The sequence below is a fragment of the Methanobrevibacter sp. genome, assembly GCF_017940815.1.
Taxonomy (GTDB): Archaea; Methanobacteriota; Methanobacteria; order Methanobacteriales; family Methanobacteriaceae; genus Methanocatella.
The window spans coordinates 1-6,813 of record NZ_JAGAXX010000087.1 but is presented as its reverse complement, the minus strand read 5'-3'; the positions used below and the strand labels follow the sequence as shown (position 1 = coordinate 6,813).

Genomic DNA, 6,813 nt, shown 5'->3' with positions numbered 1-6,813 from the left:
TTATGGGTATTAAGACCTTTTTTAATAAAATAAAAAATTATCCTAATGTATTTTTATAAACCATCAAAAAATAATATGAAAAATAAGAAAAAGAAAATGAATCTGGTCGAATTTTAACAAAAAAAATTCAGGCCCCTAAAATTATTTTTTTCCAAGCAATGAATCAATTCTGTTATTATAACCTACAGTTTTACCTGTTTCGGCACTGTCCTTTTTAGCATTAACCGCCAAACGGTCAACCTCATTATTTAAGGCATTATTAGAATGGCCCTTAACTTTAATAAATTCAATATCAGAACCTTTTTTAATTTCATTCATCGAATCCCAAATTGCCCTAATCAGTTCAAGGTTTTCAATTGGCTTGTTGCCCCGGCGTGTCCAACCATTCTTCTCCCAATTGACTGCCCATTGGGTAAATATACCTATGCAATATCCTGAATCGGAATATATTTCAAGCTTATCACCTGCATTTGCATTATCCTTGAAATGCCTCATTGATGCATATATCGCATACAGTTCCATCTCATTGTTTGTGGTCAATTTACATCCACCGGATTGAGAACCTTCCCTTTCACCATTGACAAGCACTATAAATGCCCAACCTCCCTCTTGGCGAATATATTCCCCATTTTTGTTGATCATGGTTGCGGCACCATCCGTAAAATAAGAGTAAGTATTCATGGATTAAACTCTATTCCCAATGGTATAAATAATATTTTTTACAACTGTTTCATTATCAACTGTTTCAAAAGAAACAATTATATTATATAAAAACAAAATATTAATCAGGTGAAAAAAATGGATGATGAAAGTTTTCAGGCAATAACTAGAAATTCCCCATTCATCGCATGGATACACAACCTGTCCTTGAACCAGCAGAAATACATGAAATCAAAATTGAATGATCTTGATTTAGGCCATGACGTGAGATACATCATGTTCATATATGACAATCCCTGCTGTTCACAGGATGACTTGGTAAACATGTTCAGCCAAAGCAAGGGAAACGTTGCGAAGGTGCTGAAGAAATTGGAGGATTCAGACTATATAAAAAGGGAGCCAAACCCTGAAAACCGTAGAAAATATATGTTGACAACAACAGAAAAAGGAGAGGAAATAGTACCTAAAATCAGACAGTTATCCCTTAATTGGGAAAAGGAAGTGGGGATAACCGATGAAGATGATGAATTTAAACAGAGAATTAAGGAAATAGCAATGAATGCTATAAAACTGGTGGAGTGAAATTATGGAAATAAAATTTGAAACCTATGTAATTTTCGTTTCATTCATAACATCATTCTTTGCAGTGTTTTTATCGTCGGGAATTGTATTGGGAATTCCATCAATAGCTCAAGAATTTGGAATGAACAATATCGTTCAAAATTGGATACCTACAATAGCGTTACTCGTCGTGGCAGTATTTACACTTCCTGCAGGTCAGATTTCCGGAAAATTTGGCGTTAAAAAGCTATTGATAATCGGCGTCTCTATTTTTATTTTGGCGTCCATTGGTGCATGCCTATCATTTTCAACAGAAACATTTCTATTTTTCAGAGTAATACAAGGCATTGGAATGGCATTTCTAAACGTGTCCGCAATGGCAATGGTGGTTCAAGCCATTAAACCACAAAATCGTGGAAAAGCGTTAGGTTTTACTGTTACTGGAATATATTTGGCAGGATCACTATCACCCGTATTCTGCGGATTTCTTGTATATAACTTTGGCTGGAGATCAATGTTTTACTTCGTTATACCTTTTTTAATACTTTGCTTAGTTATAATGATTTTAAAGATTCCGGGAGACTGGAAAACCTATGAAAACAATAAGATTGATTCCATAGGATATCTGATTTATGGAATTGGCATTTTACTGTTCATCTATGGATTTACAAATCTTATGAATGCCGTGGGAGTAATATGCATCACAGTTGGAATGTGCCTGTTAATCATCTTCGGATATTATGAGCTTAACATAGACAGTCCCGCATTTAATATGAAACTATTTAAAAACATGAAATTCACATCATCCAACATAGCCGCATTATGCAGTTATCTTGCCATTGCGGCGATAACCACAATTTTAAATTATCATTTTCAGTATGTAAGAGGATGGAATGCCCAGCTTGCCGGCATAATACTGATAATCACCCCAATAATCATGGCAATAATGGCACCAAATGCAGGAAGACTATCCGACAGGATACATCCTCAAAAGTTGGCTGCAATTGGAATGACAATAGCCACAATAACTCTTGCAATACTATTATTTTTAGATGAAAACACTCCTATTTATCTGATAGTGATTGCAATGATCTTGCAGGGAGTGGGAATGGGATTGTTCACCACCCCAAACACCAATGCGATTATGAGTTCTGTTCCGCCAGAGGAAACTCCAAATGCATCCGCAGCACAATCTGCAATGAGAACAATTGGTCAAACCATGAGTTTGGGGCTTTTGACATTGGTATTTGCATGGTTTATGGGAAATTTGAAATTATCATCGAGATATGCTGATTTGATAGTTCAAAGTTCACAATCAATATGTTTGATATGTACAGTTATTTGTATAATAGCAATATTCGCCTCGTTAGTGGGCATAAAATCAAAAGATTCATTTAATTTATAAAAATAAAAGAGGGAAAATATGGAGATAAAATTTGAAACATATGTAGTGTTTATATCATTTATCACCTCATTTTTTGCGGTGTTCTTATCAAATGGTATAATCATAGGCGTTCCGGCAATAGCACAGGATTTTGCAATGAACAATGTCATTCAAAATTGGGTGCCTACAATATTTTTCCTTGTCGTTGCGGTGTTCACCGTTCCGGCAGGACAGATTTCAGGTAAATTTGGAGTTAAGAAATCATTACTTGCAGGAATCATAGTGTTCCTGATAGGCTCAATAGGCGCATGCCTGTCCTTTTCAACAGAATCCTTCTTGATATTCAGGATTATGCAAGGGGCAGGAGTGGCATTCCTAAACGTGTCTGCAATGGCAATGGTTGTCCATGCAGTTTCACCAAAAAGCAGAGGAAAGGCTTTAGGTTTTACCGTAACAGGAGTTTATTTGGCGACTTCACTTTCGCCGGTAATCTGTGGATTTTTGGTTCATAACCTCGGTTGGAGATCAATGTTTTACTTTGTTATTCCATTCTTGGTCTTATGTATCATACTAATGATTACAAAAATCCCTCAAGAATGGAAGACTTATCAAGATGACAAGATTGATAAAGTGGGTTCTTTACTTTACGGTATAGGAATTTTATTTTTCATTTACGGATTCACTAGTTTGATTACAACACCCGGTAAAATATTAACCGTTCTTGGAATTATCTTGCTAGTAATATTCGGAGCATATGAGCTAAGGCAAAAATCACCGGTATTCAACATGAACCTGTTCAAGAACAAGAAATTCACATCATCAAACGTGGCTGCACTTTGCAGCTATCTTGCGATAATGGTTGTGACAACAATCCTAAACTACCACTTCCAGTATGTTCGTGGATGGAATGCTCAAATGTCCGGTGCAATATTGATCATCACACCAATCATCATGGCAATAATGGCGCCAAATTCAGGAAGACTGTCCGATAAGATACATCCTCAAAAATTGGCCGCTATTGGAATTGGAATAGCTGCAATTGCATTGCTGATATTGACATTCCTAACTGGAGACACACCACTTTATGTAGTTATCTTAGCAATGATACTTCAGGGTATAGGAATGGGACTGTTCTCAAGCCCAAACATGAACGCAATCATGAGTTCAGTTCCTCCAAAGGACGCTCCAACAGCATCAGCGTCACAGGCAACAATGAGAACAATCGGACAAACCATGAGTTTAGGCCTTTTGACACTTGTATTCGCATGGATCATGGGCAATCTTGAACTGGCTCCCCAATATGCAGGAATGATTGTTCAGGCTTCACAAATCATTTGCGGAATCTGTACATTAGCATGCGTTCTTGCAGTGTTCGCCTCACTTGTCGGAGTAAAATCAAAAGACAAATTCAACACAGGAAGATAATTGATTTTTCAATAATCTTCTTTTCTTTTTTTAATCAATTTTTTTAAATACTTTAAAATTATATATTTACTTGATGAATAGGAAGTTAATTATTGCTTTGATAGCTATTGTAATTTTGGCTATTTTTGCATACGGTATATATTATGTCAATGATTATTATCATGCCGACTCAAGCGTTTCAGATTATATCAACGGCAGTGATAATGTCAATGTCATTAAAACAGATAATGGACTGTTGGTTGATGGTCCTGGAAATGATACAGCATTAATATTATATCCTGGTGCCAAAGTGGAATACACATCCTACTTGCCATTGTTGAGTGAAATCGCCAAAGAAAACATTGACTGCTTTGTTGTCGAAATGCCATTCAACCTTGCATTTGCCAATGAGAATGCTGCAGACGATATTATCAACAACTACAACTACACACATTACTATATGTCAGGACACTCTCTCGGAGGCGTTGCGGCCTCAAGTTACGTTAACCATACCAATAAAACCGACGGATTGGTGTTGCTTTCATCATATCCTACAGAAGAAATTCACAAGCCTGTCCTATCAATATACGGCAGTGAAGACAAGGTCCTGAATATTGAAAAATACAATGAATCCAAATCATTGATGAAAAATTTAACAGAAATTGTTATCAAAGGGGGAAATCATGCCCAAATAGGCAATTACGGACATCAGGACGGTGATGGAATAGCTAAAATCTCTCCTGAAAAACAGCAAGAAAAGATTGCAGACGCTATAATCAAATTTATCGAATGATTACTATGGAAATAACAGCTGAAGAAATGAAAAAATCAATAGAAAAGATATACAAGAGACTGGATGAGGTCTCACCTGTCGACTTTGACTGCGGCAAATTATGCGGAGAGGTATGCTGCGTATATGATGCAGAAGACTACAGAAACGAGGAACTTGCCTTATATCTGCTTCCTGGTGAAGAGCTGATGTATGAGGACAGCCCTGAATTCGATTTATATTATATCGATTCATCCGAAATCAAGTATCCTCACTCATGGAAAGGACAGATTTATCTTGTAAAATGCAAAAATCCTCCAAGGTGTGACAGGTCAATAAGACCTATTCAATGCAGAACATTTCCATTGATTCCCCACCTAAACAAGAAAGGGGAATTTCATTTGATATTTGATGAGTCCGAATTCCCCTACAAGTGTCCAATCGTGCATGACCACATTAAGCTGAACGATGATTTTGTAAGGACAACCTATGAAATATGGCTGATGCTGATGCAAAATCCGTTAGTCTACGATTTGGTGGATATGGACTCTAGAATGAGAGACAACAGAAAGACAGATTACGAAGTGGTAATATGATACGCAAGATTATTGTCTTGGCATTGGCGTTATTCATACTGATGAATGCCGTTAGCGCAATAGACTCAACAAACTGGACAAACGCGACTGTGGGCTATGAGACTTTCAAGATACCTCCACAATATACCGAAAATCCATACAGCCACGACTTTAACATGTATGAATATGACGAGGATATCGATGAGTTCACCATTCGCTACGTCAATCCGAGAATTGTGGATTTATACGGATACTTTTTAGAAAAAAATGAGATGAAAAAGGTGGAGGTTGCCGGCCATGATGCCGTTCACTTTACAAGCTACGACAGGCACGACGGTAAAAACAACTCCAAATTATGGTTTTCAGCAGGTGAAGAGTTTTACTACATCGCTTGGAGAGGAAACGATATAACCCCTACCATCAAGGAAATTGTAAAAAGCGCTTCCGACTCAAAATATTCACATGATGAGTTTTACAGCATTCTAAACGAGGAATATCAAAACTATAAAATTGTTAATGCACTTGAATCACAAAGAAATGACTATCCTACAAGCGATAGCGGACATCATTCTTTTGTTTCAGTTGGAAGCAATGGAATCAACTTTGGAATTATGAGCTAATCATAATCTCCAATCTATTTCTTCCAAATTATTTTCTTTTAGATACTCATTGGCCAACTTGAAATGATTGCATCCGAAAAACCCTCTTCTTGCAGAAAATGGAGAAGGATGTGATGTGATTAAAACGAGATGATTATCATTTGTAATCAATTCCTTTTTCTTTTCGGCCTGTTTTCCCCATAGCATGAATGCAATAGGCTGATTTTGATTGTTTAGTATATCTATAACTTTATCCGTAAAAGTCTGCCAACCGCACTTGCTGTGGGAGTTTGCATTTCCCTCTTCAACCGTCAATACGGTATTCAAAAGAAACACACCCTGTTTGGCCCATTCTTCAAGACAACCTGACTCCGGTATTGGATAATCATACTCGGCATTTATTTCTTTAAAAATGTTTTTAAGGGATCTTGGTATTGGCCTACCTGAGGGGGTTGAAAACGCTAGACCGTGTGCCTGTCCCTTCTCATGATAAGGGTCCTGTCCTAAAATAACCACCTTGACATTGCTTAGGGGTGTTAACTTAAAGGCATTGAATATATCGTCATAAGGAGGATAAATTGTCTTAGAAGAATATTCATCGTCAATGAAATCCCGGATTTTTAAAAAATAGTCTTTGTTAAATTCGTCATCTAAAACTAAATCCCAATCATTACCAATCATAGAATTTAATTTGTAGTTTAAGTTATATTAATTTACTTTAAAAAAAAGAAAAAAGTAAGGATAGTAATTAGAATGAAATGCCTGCGTAAATACCGTTGAGGCTAAATGATTTCGTATTCCAATTAGCTATACTTCCTAATGAATTTCTTGAACTGGTAGGGTCTGCTACAGTCCATTTTC

8 protein-coding genes are annotated in these 6,813 nt (G+C 36.7%); 6 read left to right on the top strand and 2 right to left on the bottom strand.

Translation table 11 applies throughout. From position 1 onward, the window contains the following. Nucleotides 1–141: 141 nt before the first annotated feature. The gene (locus ILA26_RS10310; RefSeq protein ID WP_292896982.1) at nucleotides 142–681 is read right to left on the bottom strand and encodes a ribonuclease H; all 540 of its coding nucleotides are present in this window, start codon (nucleotides 679–681) and stop codon (nucleotides 142–144) included. Between the two features lie 117 nt (nucleotides 682–798). Between ILA26_RS10310 and ILA26_RS10305 the strand changes: the two genes are divergently transcribed. The 6 genes from ILA26_RS10305 (at nucleotide 799) to ILA26_RS10280 (ending at nucleotide 5,973) form a co-directional block, all read left to right on the top strand. Beyond that, entirely contained in the window at nucleotides 799–1,242 is a 444-nt protein-coding gene (locus ILA26_RS10305; protein WP_292896980.1) for a MarR family transcriptional regulator, read from the top strand. A gap of 4 nt (nucleotides 1,243–1,246) precedes the next feature. Then, on the top strand, nucleotides 1,247–2,626 hold the full coding sequence (locus tag ILA26_RS10300) for an MFS transporter (protein ID WP_292896978.1): 1,380 nt from the start codon (nucleotides 1,247–1,249) through the stop codon (nucleotides 2,624–2,626). 18 nt (nucleotides 2,627–2,644) lie between these two features. Beyond that, complete coding sequence (locus tag ILA26_RS10295) at nucleotides 2,645–4,030, top strand: MFS transporter (RefSeq protein WP_292896976.1); 1,386 nt, start codon at nucleotides 2,645–2,647, stop codon at nucleotides 4,028–4,030. 73 nt (nucleotides 4,031–4,103) lie between these two features. Then, entirely contained in the window at nucleotides 4,104–4,802 is a 699-nt protein-coding gene (locus ILA26_RS10290) for an alpha/beta hydrolase (protein ID WP_292896975.1), read from the top strand. Then, nucleotides 4,799–5,374 (top strand): hypothetical protein, encoded by a 576-nt coding sequence (locus ILA26_RS10285; RefSeq protein WP_292896974.1) that lies wholly within the window; start codon nucleotides 4,799–4,801, stop codon nucleotides 5,372–5,374. Before ILA26_RS10290 ends, ILA26_RS10285 begins: the two co-directional genes overlap by 4 nt. Continuing rightward, nucleotides 5,371–5,973 (top strand): hypothetical protein, encoded by a 603-nt coding sequence (locus tag ILA26_RS10280; RefSeq protein WP_292896972.1) that lies wholly within the window; start codon nucleotides 5,371–5,373, stop codon nucleotides 5,971–5,973. The genes ILA26_RS10285 and ILA26_RS10280 overlap by 4 nt, the downstream gene beginning before the upstream one ends. Here ILA26_RS10280 and ung read toward each other — a convergent pair whose 3' ends face one another. Beyond that, the gene (gene ung / locus ILA26_RS10275; RefSeq protein ID WP_292896970.1) at nucleotides 5,974–6,633 is read right to left on the bottom strand and encodes a uracil-DNA glycosylase; all 660 of its coding nucleotides are present in this window, start codon (nucleotides 6,631–6,633) and stop codon (nucleotides 5,974–5,976) included. Nucleotides 6,634–6,813: the final 180 nt, after the last annotated feature.